Annotated in this window: 17 protein-coding genes; 8 read left to right on the plus strand and 9 right to left on the minus strand. The window is 34.6% G+C overall.

All coding sequences use genetic code 11. The features are described from left to right. The first annotated feature begins 121 nt into the window (after positions 1 to 121). Genes gndA through YQ22_RS00370 form a run of 3 tightly spaced genes read left to right on the plus strand, consistent with a single transcriptional unit; the run spans position 122 to position 2,455 of the window. Positions 122 to 1,522 carry an NADP-dependent phosphogluconate dehydrogenase gene (gene gndA / locus YQ22_RS00360; protein ID WP_071339607.1) on the plus strand — a complete coding sequence of 467 codons (1,401 nt, stop codon included), beginning with the start codon at positions 122 to 124 and terminating at the stop codon, positions 1,520 to 1,522. Positions 1,523 to 1,532: 10 nt separating this feature from the next. Further along, the gene (locus YQ22_RS00365) at positions 1,533 to 2,066 is read left to right on the plus strand and encodes a DUF3124 domain-containing protein (protein ID WP_083414153.1); all 534 of its coding nucleotides are present in this window, start codon (positions 1,533 to 1,535) and stop codon (positions 2,064 to 2,066) included. A 50-nt stretch (positions 2,067 to 2,116) separates the two neighbouring features. Beyond that, positions 2,117 to 2,455, plus strand: coding sequence for a GIY-YIG nuclease family protein (locus YQ22_RS00370; RefSeq protein WP_071339608.1), 339 nt, complete (start codon positions 2,117 to 2,119; stop codon positions 2,453 to 2,455). Positions 2,456 to 2,462: 7 nt separating this feature from the next. On the opposite strand, the gene YQ22_RS00375 is transcribed toward YQ22_RS00370, so the two are convergent. Beyond that, the gene (locus YQ22_RS00375; protein WP_071339609.1) at positions 2,463 to 3,686 is read right to left on the minus strand and encodes a Pycsar system effector family protein; all 1,224 of its coding nucleotides are present in this window, start codon (positions 3,684 to 3,686) and stop codon (positions 2,463 to 2,465) included. 62 nt (positions 3,687 to 3,748) lie between these two features. Continuing rightward, a complete protein-coding gene (locus YQ22_RS00380) occupies positions 3,749 to 5,026 on the minus strand; it encodes a hypothetical protein (RefSeq protein ID WP_232231254.1) in 1,278 nt (425 codons plus the stop codon). 213 nt (positions 5,027 to 5,239) lie between these two features. Here YQ22_RS00380 and YQ22_RS00385 point away from each other — a divergent pair, with 213 nt between their 5' ends. Continuing rightward, positions 5,240 to 6,865, plus strand: a complete 1,626-nt coding sequence (locus YQ22_RS00385) for a long-chain fatty acid--CoA ligase (protein WP_083414154.1) — start codon at positions 5,240 to 5,242, stop codon at positions 6,863 to 6,865. A 46-nt stretch (positions 6,866 to 6,911) separates the two neighbouring features. Here YQ22_RS00385 and carB read toward each other — a convergent pair whose 3' ends face one another. Together carB and rpmH are read right to left on the minus strand one after the other, a co-directional pair. After that, positions 6,912 to 9,764: a carbamoyl-phosphate synthase large subunit gene (carB, locus tag YQ22_RS00390; RefSeq protein WP_058103050.1), complete on the minus strand. Its 2,853-nt coding sequence runs from the start codon at positions 9,762 to 9,764 to the stop codon at positions 6,912 to 6,914. A gap of 89 nt (positions 9,765 to 9,853) precedes the next feature. Continuing rightward, positions 9,854 to 10,015, minus strand: coding sequence for a 50S ribosomal protein L34 (rpmH, locus tag YQ22_RS00395; protein WP_036155072.1), 162 nt, complete (start codon positions 10,013 to 10,015; stop codon positions 9,854 to 9,856). Between the two features lie 267 nt (positions 10,016 to 10,282). Here rpmH and YQ22_RS00400 point away from each other — a divergent pair, with 267 nt between their 5' ends. Next, positions 10,283 to 10,798: a hypothetical protein gene (locus tag YQ22_RS00400; RefSeq protein WP_071339611.1), complete on the plus strand. Its 516-nt coding sequence runs from the start codon at positions 10,283 to 10,285 to the stop codon at positions 10,796 to 10,798. A gap of 4 nt (positions 10,799 to 10,802) precedes the next feature. Here the strand turns inward: YQ22_RS00400 and YQ22_RS00405 are convergent, their stop codons facing one another. Together YQ22_RS00405 and YQ22_RS00410 are read right to left on the minus strand one after the other, a co-directional pair. Then, positions 10,803 to 11,759 (minus strand): lytic transglycosylase domain-containing protein, encoded by a 957-nt coding sequence (locus YQ22_RS00405; protein WP_071339612.1) that lies wholly within the window; start codon positions 11,757 to 11,759, stop codon positions 10,803 to 10,805. Positions 11,760 to 11,823: 64 nt separating this feature from the next. Continuing rightward, positions 11,824 to 12,486, minus strand: coding sequence for an alpha/beta hydrolase (locus tag YQ22_RS00410; protein ID WP_071342440.1), 663 nt, complete (start codon positions 12,484 to 12,486; stop codon positions 11,824 to 11,826). A gap of 178 nt (positions 12,487 to 12,664) precedes the next feature. Here YQ22_RS00410 and YQ22_RS00415 point away from each other — a divergent pair, with 178 nt between their 5' ends. Continuing rightward, positions 12,665 to 12,961, plus strand: a complete 297-nt coding sequence (locus YQ22_RS00415; RefSeq protein ID WP_058103053.1) for a GNAT family N-acetyltransferase — start codon at positions 12,665 to 12,667, stop codon at positions 12,959 to 12,961. Positions 12,962 to 12,998: 37 nt separating this feature from the next. Here the strand turns inward: YQ22_RS00415 and mtaB are convergent, their stop codons facing one another. The 3 genes from mtaB to YQ22_RS00430 form a co-directional block, all read right to left on the minus strand. Then, the gene (mtaB, locus tag YQ22_RS00420; protein ID WP_071339613.1) at positions 12,999 to 14,327 is read right to left on the minus strand and encodes a tRNA (N(6)-L-threonylcarbamoyladenosine(37)-C(2))-methylthiotransferase MtaB; all 1,329 of its coding nucleotides are present in this window, start codon (positions 14,325 to 14,327) and stop codon (positions 12,999 to 13,001) included. A gap of 86 nt (positions 14,328 to 14,413) precedes the next feature. After that, positions 14,414 to 15,589, minus strand: coding sequence for a GlmU family protein (locus YQ22_RS00425; protein WP_071339614.1), 1,176 nt, complete (start codon positions 15,587 to 15,589; stop codon positions 14,414 to 14,416). Positions 15,590 to 15,734: 145 nt separating this feature from the next. Further along, positions 15,735 to 15,995, minus strand: coding sequence for a type B 50S ribosomal protein L31 (locus YQ22_RS00430; protein WP_058103056.1), 261 nt, complete (start codon positions 15,993 to 15,995; stop codon positions 15,735 to 15,737). 181 nt (positions 15,996 to 16,176) lie between these two features. On the opposite strand from YQ22_RS00430, the gene YQ22_RS00435 reads away from it, so the two are divergent. Next, a complete protein-coding gene (locus tag YQ22_RS00435; RefSeq protein ID WP_071339615.1) occupies positions 16,177 to 16,698 on the plus strand; it encodes a DUF4199 domain-containing protein in 522 nt (173 codons plus the stop codon). A gap of 46 nt (positions 16,699 to 16,744) precedes the next feature. Beyond that, the gene (locus YQ22_RS00440) at positions 16,745 to 17,704 is read left to right on the plus strand and encodes a glycosyltransferase family 2 protein (protein ID WP_071339616.1); all 960 of its coding nucleotides are present in this window, start codon (positions 16,745 to 16,747) and stop codon (positions 17,702 to 17,704) included. The last annotated feature ends 42 nt before the right edge of the window (positions 17,705 to 17,746 follow it).

Below are 17,746 nucleotides of genomic sequence, written 5' to 3' on the forward strand. Positions count from 1 at the left end.
GATGTTATTTAGATTTAAAGTCAATATTTTAAATTATTTTTGATTCACATTATGTTAGCAACAAAGTATAACTAAAGTGTTGTAACATTTTAATGTCTTTTAATTATAAAACATACAATTTATGTACGATTTTGGTTTAGTAGGTCTTGGGGTAATGGGACAAAATTTTATCCTCAACGTAGCAGATAATGGCTTTTCTGCTTTTGGATATGATTTAGATGATGAAAAAGTAGAGGCCTTAAAGACTTTAGGTGGAGATGTAGAAAAAGTCAATGCCTCTAGCAACATAAAAACCTTTGTAAAGAACTTAAAGCAACCTCGTAAAATAATGCTTTTGGTTCCTGCAGGTAAAATTGTTGACGGCGTTATAGAATCTCTTTTACCACATATAGATAAAGGCGATATTATTATTGATGGCGGTAACTCTTTTTTTACCGATACGGACAGAAGAGAAGCGCAATTGCAAGAAAGGGCTATCAACTTCTTTGGTGCAGGGGTTTCCGGTGGTGCAAAAGGTGCTAGAAAAGGACCTAGCATTATGCCCGGAGGTTCTAAATCTGCGTACGAGCATATTAAACCTATTTTTGAAGCGGTTTCCGCTAAATACAATGGAGAGCCATGTGTTGCCTATTTAGGTCCAAAATCTGCCGGGAATTATGTGAAAATGGTTCACAATGGTATTGAATACGGCTTAATGCAGCTGACTTCAGAAATATACGATGTACTTAAAAAAGGAGGCGATTACAATAATGATGAATTACATAACACTTTTGCCAAATGGAATTCTGGTAGGTTACAATCTTTCTTAGTTGAAATTACATCTGAAATTTTTAAACAAGAAGATGATTTGACCAAAGGACGTTTAGTAGATCAAATTTTAGATAAGGCAAAGCAAAAAGGTACCGGTAAATGGACGAGCCAAAATGCGATGGACCTGGGTATACCTGTACCATCTATTGATGTTGCGGTAAGCATGAGAGAACTTTCCGCATTAAAAGATGAGAGAGTAAAAGCAGATGCACTTTATGTTAGACCTACCGTTGCTCATATGGATAAAGAGAAATTAGAAGCGCTTACCGAAAAGGCTTTGTACTTCTCTTTTATCATTACCTATTCTCAAGGATTGCATCAATTGGCAGATGCCTCAAAAGAATATGGTTATAATCTAGACATTGCCGTAATTGCAAAGATTTGGAGGGCAGGTTGTATTATTCGTGCAGGTTTATTAGCTGATATTACCGAAGCTTTTAAAGCTGAGCCAACATTACCGAATCTTTTACTTTCTCCTAATTTTGTAAGCAAAATAAAAGAAACGGTAGATGCGGCTAGAGAATTAGTGGCATTTGGAGCACAAAACGGAATTCCATTACCAGGGCTTTCAAATTCACTTACTTATTTTGATGCCTATACTTCAAGTAAATTACCTTTAAATTTAATACAAGCGCAACGAGATTATTTTGGTTCTCATACGTATGAGCGTTTAGATCGCGAAGGTATTTTTCATACAGAATGGGAAGATTAAAAAATAACATTTGAAAAATACAAAGTTTATAGGTGGTATTTGTCTTTCGTTGGTTTTTGCTATGAACGTAATGTCATGCAAACAAAAATCTACGGAAAATGTTCCCGTTGAAATTTTGGACAACCACACCCTGAGCAGAAAGGCAAATACCATCTCAAACGATTCTTTGAAAAGACAGGTTTACGTACCTATTTATTCTGATATCTATAATCAAACAAGAGATACCAGAACTTTATTGACCGCTACTTTGAGCATTAGAAATACCAGTTTAAAAGATAGTTTGTTCGTAAGTAAGATCGACTATTACAATACAGAAGGTGATCTTGTAAGAAGTTATATAGACTCCCCTATTTACCTTACTCCAATGGAATCTATTGATTATGTCATTGAGCAACAAGATACATCAGGTGGTAGTGGCGCAAATTTTATGATTGATTGGTATTCCAAGAGAAAATTAAATCCATTATTTCAAGCTGTTATGGTGGGTGGTTTAGGTGCACAGGCATTTTCATTCACTACTGAAGGTATTGAAATTTTTGAATAATAATCAAAACCTAATATTTATATTAAAGTCCATTTCCCATACCTATTTTTATGTATACCGTTTATGTCATAGAATTATCTAAAAAAGTATACTCCGAGAACAGAAAATTTAGGGAAGCCAATCCACAATTTAACGGAGTTCTAGAGTGCCTTTACGTTGGCATGACCAGCAAAACTCCAAAAGAACGTTTTGAACAGCATAAAAGTGGTAGTTTAAGCAAAAAAGGACACAATATTTCTTCAAAAATTGTAGAAAAATATGGCCTTTACTTACGTGGTAGTTTATTTAACCACATTGACCTTGTACAAACAAGAGCCGAAGCTTTAAAACTTGAAAAAGCGCTAGCACTGGAATTAAGAAGAATGAAGTATGCTGTTTGGTTTAATTAGCCATAGCTTATTCTTTTGGCAAAGGCGTTACGGCATCTAATAGTTCGTCTTCCATTCCATAATATTTTAATGCGAAACCAAAGGCAATTACAGAAAGTATTATACCCACAAGAAATACCGTATAGGTCCACCTTAACAACCTATATTTTTCTTGTAGCACCTTGCCCAAGTAATACAGATCCATACTCAATGAATCATAAATAGATTCTTTGCTTTTTATGATATCCCTTAATTTTGCTTTAAAGTCCATAATTTCCATAGTGTGGAAATTTCCAAAAAACAGATAATTCGTATCCTTTTTATTAATATCATTTTCAACCACCTCGGCATTATCCACTTTTGGTCTTGTAGCCAAAACCGACATTATCATAGAAGCTATACTAAATAGTACAAATATTACCGTGGGATAAATTAAGTATGAATTTGAAGGCGAGTCTAACTTAGGTAAAAGGTTAGCCAATAAGAGCGAAATTATAATGGCATTTACCGATAAAAGAATATTGGCTTTAGTATCTGCTATATCACTCAGTTTTATATGATTTCTTAGTTCTATGCGATATAATGATTGTATAGCCCTCTGCGGGCTCTCATCTTTTAATCTAGCCTTTAAAATTTCTTTCTTTTCTGTTTTTTCCGCCTTTTGTAATCTTGAGATCAAAGAAAGTATATTATCCTCTTTCTGCTCTTGCCAATTTTCCTTGGCATAATCAGAATAAAACCTGTGCCTAACCCTAAGTTCTTCAACATAATCTAATCGCCAAGTATCTATATCAGGAACGGATTTGTTAAAATTTTCAAGCTCAAGTCTTAATAGCTGTAACAGTTCCTCAAAATCACTAGATGCATAAAACCAGGTTCGCACATCCTTCATAATTTTTTCTGATTCGCTTTTAGGTTCATCTTTGCTCCAAGCACTCGTAATCAACTCCAATACCTTGTTGATATTTTCATTATCAATACCATCATTTTTTAAAAAATCCGTGGCTAAGCTTAAGCTCTCGTTTAAATGATTTTCATAATTCACCGCATAACCAGAATGCATAAACCATGTTGCAATTAAAATAGAATTGACCTCAACATTGGTAACATCAGTTGTTTCCAATATTTTCTTTGCCTTGTTTATAGACTTCAAGGCATAACCCTGGGTATGAAAAAGAAAATTCTTGTTCATTTGTTCCGCCAATAAATTCTTAACGAATTTTTCAGTTTTATTTACTAGTTTGTTGGTCATAATATTCCTTTATAATTGCCCTTAATTACCATTACACTGCGTTGATTATTACTTATTGAAGCTTAATTATCAACACAATCAAAGCATTCCATTTCCTCATTGGTCATCTCTATATCTTCTGAACCTTTTAATGCTGTAGTCAGTTTTTCACTTTTATCCAATTGATCATAAAATTGCCCAGCATATTCCACAAGTTGATTGCGCCTATGCTTAATTTTTGATATCAATTCCTTTCCATCTAATTCAAAAATAGATTCCGGCCATACTGAAAAAGATTCCTCTATAACTTCATCTGTTAACAGCAATTGTAATTTTTCCGCCTCATTCTTGAATGTTGTCCTTGGGATGCCTCGCATAAAATAAATATCGAACGAAGAAATCAATCCCGGTAAAAAATCTATTTCATTTTCAAAGCTTTGAACTTCCGGCAAAAAGACATTATTAGATATAAGTGTCGGCAGTATTCCTTCTAAATTAAAGAAGGCATTATCTCGATCACATGGTAGCGGTGTTGCCAGAAAAGAATCGCCCTTATTTTCAAGTGCCCATCCCCATTGCTTGGCATGCCTATCCCAATCCCCTATCAACAAATCAAACAATCTTGCCTTTACCAGTGCTTCGGAATTAAGAACTACTTTGTTTGAGTTCTTAATTTTAAGCTTTTGTAGGTTATCGGTATCTATAAGAGAATCAACATTCTTTAATTCTAACCACTGAGCGTTTCCTTCGGTTTCATACTCTAAGAGAAACAACCTATTACCAAATTTATCATTATACTCTGCAAGCTGCTCTTGCTTTGGCACGAACACTAATTTTGGTCTAGTATTCAATATTCCCGCCTTATCTGAAAGTTTAGCAACAACTAATGCCGCATAAGGGTGCTGAGCCGATATACCGTCAACAATTATGTTTTCTATTCCCAAAGTCTCCGCTACTTTAGGCACTAAAGGAGATGGGTCTTTAGTCACACTTCTTAATGTCATTAACACACCATTATCTAGTCGTAATTTTAAAGAATGTGTCTGCTTGCCTCCTCCTTCTTCCATGATTGTTACCTTACCTTCCATTTCATTTAGAAACAAAATTGGAACCTTTACCGGAGTAGACCAAGCTTTTCTATATTGCTCGCCTTGCATTATGGTTTTGACCGCATTGCCTTCGTATAAAGTACTTGCTGCAACCAATACTGAATCATAATCCCGAAAATTAATTTGATCAACATCAGGCAATTCTAAAATCTCACAAGTCTTAAATGATTTTGAAGTACTTGATAGCGAAAAATAAGTCATCAACAAAAAGACCAACCCCAAAACCCCAAGACCTAATAGTAATTTTTTCAACACATACTCTTTTAATTCCTTCAAGTTTACCTATAAAATCAAAAACTAGATTACCTGATAAAATTAATTTTTAACCGTAAAAACAGCCTTACCACAATTCCCTCCCAAACAATATATTTATTGAATATTTATTGTTAAATTATTGATCATATACTAGATTAAACACTCGTTTATTTTACTTTAATAATCAACAAAGAAATACACCTAATTATCATGAATGGACTAATAATGGATTATCCCCTAACTACGACCACCATATTAAATTATGCAAATAGTGCTTTTCCTGATAAAAAATTAATATCATACTTACCCGATGGTTCTAGACATGAGTATTCTTACGCACAGCTTTACAAACGCTGTTGTCAATTAGCCAATGGACTAAGAAATAAATTAGGAATTGAGAAAGGTGACATGGTCGGTACTTTCGCTTGGAACCATTATCAGCATGTTGAACTATATTATGGAATTCCAGGTATTGGCGCTGTTTGTCACACTATAAATATGAGACTATCAGCTCAGCAAATAGAATTTATTATCAACCATTCTGAAGATAAAGTCATTTTTGTGGACGCTACTTTAGTTCCCCTTTTAGAAAAAATTGCACCTAAACTAGAAACCGTTGAAAAATATGTAATAATAAACGCCACAAAAAACTTTAGCACCAGCCTTGGCAACATTATACATTATGAAGATTTAATTGGCGAACAGTTAGACACCATAGATTGGCCCGAAATAAATGAAAACGATGCAAGTGGCATGTGTTACACAAGTGGAACCACAGGCATGCCTAAAGGTGTACTATACTCCCACAGGTCTACATATTTGCATGCTATGACCATTCTTTCACCCAATGCCGGCAATTATAATTTTAGTGATAAAATTTTATTAATTGTACCACAATTTCATGTCATGGCTTGGGGATTTCCATACATGTGCCTACTGACCGGTTCTGATATGGTGATGCCATCTCTTCATTTACAACCTAAAGCAATCATTAATATTCTTGAAAGTGAACAGATCAACAAAGCAAATGGCGTACCGTCTATTTGGAGAGGGGTGTACGAAGAAATGAAAAAAAATCCGCCCAAAACAAAATTAGCCTTAGAAGAATATTTGGTAGGTGGCTCTGCCCTCTCTGCAAGTCTAATAGAGAATTTTGAAAAAGATTTTGGGATAAAAGGTGTTCAAGCATGGGGAATGACGGAGACATCGCCTTTAGGTACCGCTAGTAGACTACAGAAAAAGCATGAAAAATTGACCAGAAAAGAACAATTGAAAATTCGTGCAAAACAAGGATTTGAATTTCCTGGAATAGAAATGAGAATTATAGATGAAAATAGAAATATAGCACCTAGAGATGGTGAAACCATGGGAGAATTACAAGTTAAGGGAGCCTGGGTAATTAAGTCTTATTTTAAGACTAATAGCCGAGATAACTTTACTGACGATGGATGGTTCAAAACTGGAGATGTAAGCACCATTGATGCTGATGGATATATGCAGATTACCGATCGCACCAAAGATTTAATAAAAAGTGGAGGTGAATGGATTTCAAGTGTAGCTCTAGAATCTGCCCTAATGTCACATTCCAAAATTAGCGAAGCCGCCGTAATTGCCATTCCTGACGAAAAATGGTCTGAAAGACCTTTGGCAACTTTAGTTTTAACCAATGAAAGTAGTACTGTTTCTAGCGAAGAATTGAAAGAATATTTATCTAAAGACTTTGCAAAGTATCAAATACCAGATCAATACATTACCATAAAACAGATACCAAAAACAAGTGTAGGGAAATTTGACAAGAAAGAAATAAGAAGGTTGTATGCAGAAGGAAAACTCTAAAATTTAGAGTTTTCCTTTGCTTTATAAAATTAGTCTAATTACAAGACTATTTACTTAAATACATTTTACGTCTAGCGTAAAGATTGTAAAATTCATCATCCTTTAGGCTGTCAATAAATAAAATACTTTCTCCCGTACTCTTCATTTCAGGTCCTAAATTCTTGTTCACATTTGGGAATTTATTAAAAGAGAATACTGGTTGCTTAATTGCAAATCCTTCTAATTGAGGATTAAAGTTGAAGTCTTTCACCTTCTTCTCCCCTAGCATTACCTTGGTCGCATAATTCACATAAGGTTCTTTATAAGCCTTTGCTATAAATGGTACGGTACGAGATGCTCTTGGGTTTGCTTCAATGATATACACTACCTCATCTTTTATAGCAAATTGTATATTGATCAAACCAACCGTATTCAATGCCAAAGCGATTTTCTTAGTATGATCTTTTATTTGTTGCATTACCAATTCACCAAGGTTAAATGGCGGTAATGTTGCATTAGAATCACCCGAGTGAATTCCACATGGTTCAATATGCTCCATGATACCAATGATATAAACGTCTTCGCCGTCACAAATAGCATCCGCTTCCGCTTCAATAGCGCCATCTAGGTAATGGTCTAACAACAGTTTATTGTTTGGTATTTTTCTAAGAAGATCCACTACATGTTCTTCCAACTCTTCCCTATTAATAACAATCTTCATTCCCTGACCTCCTAAAACGTAAGACGGTCTTACCAATAATGGAAAGTCTAATTCATCCGATAGCGCTAAAGCTTCATCAGCTGTTTCTGCAACACCAAATTTTGGGAATGGAATATCATTTGCTTTTAAAAGATCGGAGAAATTTCCTCTATCCTCTGCTAAATCTAGAGCTTCAAAGCTTGTTCCTATAATTTTTATACCGTATTTGGATAATTTTTCAGCAAGCTTAAGTGCCGTTTGCCCTCCTAGTTGAACAATTACTCCTTCTGGCTTCTCATGACGGATAATATCGTAAATATGCTCCCAGAATACCGGCTCAAAGTACAATTTGTCGGCAGTATCAAAATCAGTAGATACAGTCTCTGGGTTACAATTGATCATTATGGTTTCATAACCACATTCAGCTGCTGCCAATACTCCGTGTACACAACAATAATCGAACTCTATACCTTGACCGATTCTGTTTGGTCCTGAACCAAGAACTACTATTTTCTTTTTATCTGTAACTATGCTGTCATTTTCCACATAACGCGTACCATCTGGCTTTTCAATTTCAGCTTCAAAGGTAGAATAATAGTATGGCGTCATAGCTTTAAACTCAGCTGCACAAGTATCAACCAACTTATATACCCTATTAATATTAAGTTCTGTTCGCTTATTGTATACTTCACTCTCATAACAATCTACCATATGCGCAATTTGTCTATCGGCAAATCCTTTTTGCTTTGCTTCTAACAACAAATCTTTTGAAAGCGTAGCAATGGTATATTTTGAAATTTCTTTTTCCAAAAAGTGCAGTTCCTCATACTGCTTTAAGAACCACATGTCAATCTTAGTGATTTCATGAATGCGACTTAATGGAATACCCATTTGGATAGCATCATAAATTACAAAGACGCGATCCCAACTTGGTATAGTTAGTTTACTAATGATCTGCTCATAATTCTTATAGCCCTTACCATCTGCACCTAAACCGTTTCTCTTAATTTCTAAGGATTGGGTTGCTTTGTGCAAGGCTTCTTGAAAAGAACGACCTATTCCCATTACCTCTCCAACAGATTTCATCTGAAGACCTAAGGTACGGTCAGAACCCTCGAACTTATCAAAGTTCCATCTTGGAATTTTTACGATTACATAATCCAACGTTGGCTCAAATAACGCCGATGTAGACTTTGTAATTTGATTATCCAATTCATCTAAAGAATAACCTATAGCTAATTTTGTAGCAACTTTTGCAATAGGGTAACCGGTAGCTTTTGAAGCCAACGCAGATGACCTAGATACACGTGGGTTAATTTCAATAGCTATAATATCCTCTTCCTCATCTGGACTCACAGCGAACTGAACGTTACATCCTCCTTCAAAGTCTCCAATACTACGCATCATTTTGATGGCCATATCACGCATTTTCTGAAAAGTCCTATCGGATAATGTCATAGCTGGAGCTACTGTAATGGAATCTCCGGTATGTATACCCATTGGATCCATATTTTCAATAGTACATATAATAACTACGTTATCATTTTTATCACGTAAAAGCTCTAACTCATACTCTTTCCACCCCATTAGGGCTTTATCTATCATTACCTCGTGTATGGGTGAAATTTCTAGACCGTAACTTAACTGTTCGTCAAAATCCTCCGGTTTATACACTATAGATGCACCTGCACCACCAAGAGTATATGAAGCTCTAATTACTAAAGGAAAACCAAACTCTTGAGCAATTTCTTTTCCTTTCAAGAAAGAGGTCGCAGTGGCTTGTGGTGCCATGCCCACTCCTATTTTCAACATCAACTCTCTAAACTGCTCCCTATCTTCAGTAATATTAATTGCATCAATATCAACTCCGATCAATTCTACTCCAAAATCTTCCCAAATTCCTTTTTTATCTGCCTCTATACACAAATTCAATGCAGTTTGACCTCCCATTGTTGGTAAAACAGCGTCTATTTGCGGATGCGCTTTTAATATTTCTACAATAGATTTTGTGGTAAGTGGCTTTAGATATACATGATCCGCCATTGATGGATCTGTCATAATAGTTGCCGGGTTACTATTTATCAAAATAGTTTCAATACCATCTTCACGTAATGAACGTAATGATTGACTACCTGCATAATCAAATTCACATGCTTGACCGATAACTATAGGACCTGATCCTATTAATAAAATAGAGTTTAAATCTTTTCTTTTTGGCATTTTATAACAATTTAATATGGGAATTGGACAAAAAAAAGGTGTTACTTTCAGAAAAGTAACACCTAAATATTTTTAAAACAATGAAATCATTATTTTTTGTGGCTTGGTTCAGAGGAAACAGTTAATTTCTTTCTTCCTTTTGCTCTTCTTCTTGCAAGAACTTTTCTTCCATTTACGGAAGCCATACGCTCACGAAAACCGTGTTTGTTCTTTCTTTTTCTCTTTGATGGTTGAAACGTTCTCTTGCTCATCGCCTATATAATTAAATGCTTTGTATTAATTTTGAAATTTGTCCTTTTCAAGGGACAGGTAAAACTGGGCGCAAATATACAAAGAGTTTTTGCTTTAGCAAGGGTTATGAAAAAAAATATTTTTATAAATCCGTTCGTCTCAAAACCAAGCTTTTGATTAATTTTGCCCGAACTGAAATTTAGCGCCGTAATCACTATATTTTAATAGGGTTTCAATAAAAACCCAAAACTTTTCTTAACTATCTATTAGATTAAAATAAATTAAATATGTTCAATAAAAATTTAAAATTAATCATTGCAGGACTTATAATTGCCTATGCCGTGTACCAATTTATAGAAGGTAATATTGGAAATGGTATATTTCTAATCCTACTTTCCTTAATTTTTATATTTCTTTATTTTAGAAATGAAATTATTCTTTTAGCATTTTTAAGAATGCGTAAGCAAGATCTGACCGGTACTAAAAACTGGTTGGACAAGATCAAAAATCCCGAGGCTGCACTAACCATTAAACAACAAGGTTATTACAATTACCTGCACGGTATCATTTTTTCTCAGACCAATTTGACCCAAGCGGAAAAATACTTTAAGAAAGCCTTAAAGCTTGGTCTAACGATGGATTACGATGTAGCCATGGCAAAACTAAGCTTAGCTGGTATATCTATGCAGAAACGACGTAAAAGAGAAGCAACTACTCTTTTGAACGAGGCTAAGAAATTAGACAAAAACAACATGTTGACCGATCAAATTAAAATGATGCAGCAACAGATGAAAAAAATCTAATTTATCATTTACCTATATGGTAATACCCCTTATTAGGTATTTCAATAGCATACTTCTTACGAGAACTATTATTTAAATGCGCCTCTCTCAACCATGGGTTATGGCGCTTTAATATTTTGTAGTTTATCTCATATTCTTGAGCAAAATCCGCAAAATCACTTACAGGCTCATCTATTTCTACAGTGAACGTTGGCACAGCCTCATACATATCCTCTTTTTCTATATGAAAACCATATTTTTCAGGATTAGACAGTATTTCTTTGATTGCCATAATTCTAAATACATATCTACCGGTTTCACTACCCAATAACAGATCCCAATAATTATCTACTTGCTGTATGCCCATAAATTTGTTAATTGCTCCTGGACCGGCATTATATGCCGCAGCGGTCAAAGCCCAACTTCCATATTTATTTTTCCATCTATTTAAATACTTACACGCAACTTCTGTTGACTTCTCTAAATGGTAGCGCTCATCTACATTTGAATTAACTTCTAGACCATACTCCCTACCCGTATCTCTCATTATTTGCCAGAAACCGGTAGCACCTGCAGGAGACACCACATTGGTTAAACCACTTTCTGCAACTGCCAAATATTTAAAATCATCTGGAATACCATTTTTTGCCAAAATAGGTTCTATTACCGGAAAATATTTATGAGCCCTTTTTATAAGCAATACTGCATTTGACTGCCAATAGGTATTAACCAAAAATTCCCTATCAATACGTTCTAAAATTTCCGGGTCTTCTTGAGGAACCACCTCTCCTGCAAAATTTAAATTTTCAGGAATTTCTATGGATGATATTTTATATGATTTAGCTACATTTTTTTGAACACTATCATTAACCACAACATTATCTACTACAGCCGTATTGTTGGTATTACCCACCGCAAATATCAATGTACCCGCAACAAAAACAACCCCTAACAACATCAATATATTCTTAATAGTTTTCATGAATTTTATATTTTAAATTATTTCTTCCGATTATAAGTCTACCAAAGGTATATATAGAACTATCTTATTCCAAAATAATTGTTGGCAAGTTCTCGTTAAACCATTTTGCCCTATGTATGATCATGGTATGTGTCCCCTTCTTAACAGGTATACAATGAGCAATATTGCTCATAGGAAACACCGTGTCTTTCTCCCCATGAATATGAACCAAATTATCACACGGTACTTCTTGCGGCCAATTCACCAATTCATGTATGCACCAATCTATATAACCCTTATCCCTTACGGACAAATATCGTTCGTATAAAGACAACCTTTTTGTCACACTTTCACCAAATGCATATTTGGCAACTAACTCCACATTGTTGATGAGCCCGGTAGGAAGCAATTTATGTATACTGGTATATCTTGCAAATAACATCCTTTTAGGTAATTCAAATCTCGATTTTACACTTGAAACAATGACAACCTTTTTTACTTGGATATATTTGACCATTTCTTGCACCAAAAGACCACCCAAGGAAACACCCAGTAAAACCACATTATCCTCTTTTACCTTTTCGCTCATTTTCTTTGCATAATCAGTAAAGGATATACCCTTTGTAGGAATATCCCACTCCAGCAAATGAACTACAAATGTCTCTTCCGGTAAATTTAAATATTCAAAAATTGAAGAACTCGCAGCCATACCCGGCATACAATACAAATGAATTTTATTATCTTCCATAGCCATGAAACGTAGTAAAAACTAGGAAATTAAGTATTTTTTAACTAGTTTTGTAAGAGAATGTGAAAAACACTTTCTTTTCATTGTGTTTTAATCTTTATAGCATTTCTAAACGACAAAATTACGATATGAGAACATCGTAATTTTTTTGTCTAACAACAACACTAAAATTACCTATATGAACGATGTTATCATTAATGACAATTCTTTTCTGCGCCAGTTTGAAACTACGGTAAACGGTCATCTTGCTAGAATAGAATATTCTTCTCAAGAACGAAAAGTCTTTCTTACCAAATTGGTAGTTCCAGAAGAAATTACAGACGAAAGTTTTAGGGAAAACTTCATCAAAGCCGTTCTAAGTATTATTCAAGAAAGAAATCTTAGAGTTGTTCCAACAAGTCCTCATATTGCAGGATTTCTACGTAAAAATAGAAGACAATACAAAGAGATGCTACCTATAGGTATACGCATCTAACAAATTTTAAAAGCCTTTCTTCGGAAAGGCTTTTTTTTTACGCTTCAACTTCTTCTTTTACAAAATTGAACCTAACCAAACCATCATTGTCTATTTCTGTTAGCTTCACTTTATGCAAGGTATTAACCAACGACGGATTCCAGGGTGATTTCACCTTAACATAATTCTCCGTGAATCCATGAATATAACCTTCTTTATTCTCGCCTTCAAATAAAACAGTAAGATCATTGCCCAATTGACTTTCATAAAAAGCCCTTCTTTTCTTTACAGACAAACCTCTTAACATTTTGCTTCGCTTGTTACGCACTTTATTAGGCACTACCCCATTCATTGTGGCAGCTGGCGTATTATCTCTTTCTGAATAGGTAAAAACATGTAAATATGAAATATCCAAATCATTTAAGAAATGATAGGTCTCTAAAAAATGTTCTTCGGTCTCTCCCGGAAAACCTACAATAACATCAACACCAATACAGCAATTTGGAATTACCTCCCTAATTTTTGCAACGCGCTCCTTATAAAGATTGGTCATATACCTACGCTTCATCAATTTCAAAAGATCATCACTACCGCTTTGTAATGGTATATGAAAATGAGGTACAAAAGTTTTACTTTGAGCAACAAACTCAATGGTTTCGTTTTTCAAAAGATTGGGCTCAATTGAAGAGATTCGTAGCCTATGAATACCATCTACATCATCTAACGCCTTTACCAAATCTAAAAAAGTGTGTTCGTGCTTTTTATTACCGAATTCACCTTTACCGTAATCGCCAATATTTACTCCCGTCAATACAATTTCCTTAATACCTTGTTCAGATATATCCGCAGCATTTTTCAGCACATTTTCCAAGGTATCACTTCTAGAAATTCCACGAGCAAGCGGAATTGTACAATAAGTACATTTATAATCACAACCATCTTGAACCTTTAAAAAAGCTCTGGTTCTGTCACCAATTGCATAGCTACCTACATAAAAGTCGGCGTCGGCAATTTCACAAGAATGCACTTGACCATGGTCATTTTTAGTTAAATCGTTTATATAGTCGGTAATCTTAAATTTTTCGGTAGCACCCAACACAAGATCTACACCATCAACATCAGCTAACTCTTCAGGTTTTAATTGTGCATAACAGCCAACAGCAGCTACAAAGGCATCTGCATTTATTTTCTGAGCTTTTTTAACAATGGTCTTAAATTTCTTATCTGCATTATCTGTTACAGAACATGTATTTATTACATACATATCTGCTTTTTCAGAAAAATCAACCCTTTCAAATCCTTCATCTGCAAAACTACGGGCAATTGTAGAGGTTTCCGAAAAATTCAACTTACATCCTAAAGTGTAAAATGCCACTTTTTTCTTCATCTAATCTTCTCTTTTGAGAATGTAAAAATACTTAAACTTCAACTAGTTTAAAAAAATACAACTAATTGATATTCAGATTTAAAGACTTAATACTTTCTCCATTTTTTAGTTATCTCGAATACATGGGCAAGAATATCGGCTTCAATTTCATTGAACTCCACCCCTCTTCTAGCCATCATTACCTTAGCAGCATCATATGCTTTTGCGGGCTGATAAGCTGTAAAACCAGAAGCTCCGCCCCAACTAAAACTAGGAACAAAATTTCTAGGAAACCCTGGCACATAAATATTGGAATTTACCCCAATCACAGTTCCCGTGTTGAACATGGTATTAATGGCCGTTTTACTATGATCACCCATCATTAAACCGCAAAACTGGAGACCTGTTTGCTCAAAACGCTCTGTAGCGTAATCCCACAAGCGCACTTTTGCGTAGTTATTCTTAAGGTTAGAGTTATTGGAATCCGCACCAATATTACACCACTCTCCCAATACCGCATTACCCAAATAGCCTTCATGACCTTTACTGGAATAACCAAAAATAACAGAGTTACTAACCTCACCACAGACTTTACTATAGGGACCAATAGTTGTTGCCCCGTAAAGCTTACCTCCCATTTTTATTATTGCATTGTTACAAAGTGCAAGAGCACCTCTTACAAGACTTCCTTCCCAAATTTCAGCATTCTTACCTAAGTAAATAGGTCCGTCCGTTGCATTTAGGATACTGAATTCAACTTTTGCCCCTTCTTCAAGAAATATACGCTCAGGATGTATTAATTGATTGGTTTCTGAAATAGGCTGACTCTTTCTTCCTTTTGTAATAAAATCAAAGTCCGATTGCAAAATGTCCGCATTCTTATCAAAAATATCCCAAGTATTATTGATCTGGACAAAATCATTATTAAATTCTACAATAGAAAATGAAGCCAACTCTTCCACCCCCTTAACATGACTACTACAATAAGCAATCGTTAAATTTTTGGATTTCAGGACTTGCCCATCTTCCAATACATTTAAGGCATTTACCAAATCTGGAGTAGGCAAAACCGATGCATCTATAAATACATTTTCACTTTCAATATTAACGGGATATTTAATACTTAAATAATCTTCCGTAAGAGAAGAAACAGCCACTTTCAAATAAGCCTCCCACCTTTCTCGTAGAGTCAAAATACCAACTCGAATTTCCGATACCGGACGGGTAAAAGTAAATGGTAATAAATGATCTCTACGCGGACCATCAAAAAGAATAAAGTTCATACTAGATGATTTTTTTCAAAATTAACAATTATCCCTTGAGCATTTTTAAATAATGGATGACTTCCATTATTTAAAAATTAAAAGAAAAAGAAACGCCCTCGAAAAAAAATTCGAAGGCGCTATATTTATAAAAGAAAGAAAATGATTATTTCTCTTCTTTCGAGAATTTCTTGTACTTGTTCTTGAACTTATCAATACGACCAGCAGTATCCAATAATTTGGCTTTACCAGTGTAAAAAGGGTGAGAAGTTCTTGAGATTTCCAATTTTACCAATGGATACTCAACACCATCAACCTCTAAAGTCTCTTTAGTATCCGCTGTAGATTTTGTTAAAAATACCTCTTCGTTAGACATGTCCTTAAAGGCCACGATTCTATAATTTTCTGGGTGTATATCTTTTTTCATTTTAAAAACTTTAACGCACCCATTCCGACGGGCACTCATTTTAAGGCTGCAAAAATAGTGAAAATCTATAAATGAGCAATTACAAATCGTAAAAAAATCAAAAATAATATTTCATCACATTTGTAACAAAATTGAGGACCACTATACTAATAGATAAAACAACCTATAATCTCTTTATACAATGGAAGAAAATCAACCCAAAACAGGAAAATTCGCTTTAAATTATGGCTTACTCACTGGTATTATCGGTGTAATATTTGGCATTATGCTTTTTGCAATGGACATGCACTATGAACAAGGTGCTGCTATTCAAATTACCCAGACTTTAATTTTAGCTGCAGGTATTATTTTCGCAATCGTAAAGTTTAAAAAAGCCGGTGGCGGATTTTTAACTATTTCAGAATCATTAAAAGTTGGAGCTGGTGTTGCATTAATAGCTGCTATTGTAGGATTATTATATTTCTTTTTGCTTTCAAACGTTATCGAGCCTGATTACCTGGACAAAATGTATGAAATTGGAAAGATCAAAACTATGGCTGACAACCCTAGTCTTACCGAAGAGCAAATTGACCAAGGCATAGAAATGCAGAAAAGTTTCGCATGGATTTCATATCCTGTTATAATTATTATAAATGTTATTATAGGATTAATCATTGGTCTAATCACCGGATTAATCTTGAAAAAAGAAGATACAGCTTATTAATACTAAGTAATTGTAGTATTTTTGGAGAGAATACCAGAAGTCGCGCATGCAATTATCAATAGTAATTCCATTACTTAACGAAGAAGAATCACTTAAAGAACTTCATGATTGGATTGTATCTGTAATGCAATCCAATCATTTTTCTTACGAAATACTTTTTGTAGATGATGGTAGTAGGGATAATTCTTGGAATATCATTACAGAATTATCGCAACAAAACCCTTCCGTAAAAGGAATTCACTTTTTACGCAATTTTGGAAAATCCCAAGCATTACATGCCGGTTTTAAAGCCGTAAATGGCGATGTCATCATTACCATGGATGCCGATTTACAAGACAACCCTGAAGAAATTCCCGAGTTATATCATATGATAACCCATGAAGGTTACGAATTGGTATCTGGCTGGAAAAAGAAACGTTACGATTCAATCATTTTTAAAAACACTCCTTCAAAACTATTTAACTGGGCCGCAAGACGCACTTCTGGAGTGCGCCTACATGATTTTAATTGCGGACTTAAAGCCTATGCTAAAGATGTGGTAAAGAACATTGAAGTATCTGGCGAAATGCATAGGTACATACCGGTATTGGCAAAAAATGCGGGATTTTCAAAAATTGGAGAAAAGGTTGTAAAACACCAAGCACGTAAATACGGTAAAACAAAATTTGGAATGGAACGTTTCATCAATGGTTTTCTAGATTTATTGACCATTTGGTTCGTTTCTAGATTTGGTAAAAGACCCATGCACCTTTTTGGAGCTTTGGGCGTTTTAATGTTTTTAATTGGATTTGGATTTGCAATATATTTAGGTATTGACAAGCTATTTATAAATAAATTCGGCAGGTTAATTACAGACCGACCACAATTCTATATTTCCCTTATAGCCATGGTCATTGGAACCCAATTGTTCTTGGCCGGTTTTATTGGAGAAATATTAATACGTTCTAAAAAAGAAGAAAAGAGATATATTATTTCCAAAGAATTGAATACGACTCTTTTAGAATAATAAAATTCTCATTAACTTAAATGCACATAAAACTATAAACCT

This window comes from Maribacter sp. 1_2014MBL_MicDiv (assembly GCF_001865655.1).
In the GTDB taxonomy this organism is placed as follows: domain Bacteria; phylum Bacteroidota; class Bacteroidia; order Flavobacteriales; family Flavobacteriaceae; genus Maribacter; species Maribacter dokdonensis.